Below are 207 nucleotides of genomic sequence, written 5' to 3' on the forward strand. Positions count from 1 at the left end.
TTATGTCTGTGACCAGAACGGGTGCCATAAAACATTTATCACATCCACTCATCTCATCAGACACAAGCGTATCCACACCGGGGACAAGCCCTTTGTCTGTGACCAGAACGGATGTAACAAAGCGTTTATCACATCCGAAGATCTCATCAAGCACAAGCGTACCCATACAGGGATTAAACCCTTTGTCTGTGACTTTAACGGGTGCAA

This window comes from Parendozoicomonas verongulae (assembly GCF_009711465.1).
In the GTDB taxonomy this organism is placed as follows: domain Bacteria; phylum Pseudomonadota; class Gammaproteobacteria; order Pseudomonadales; family Endozoicomonadaceae; genus Sansalvadorimonas; species Sansalvadorimonas verongulae.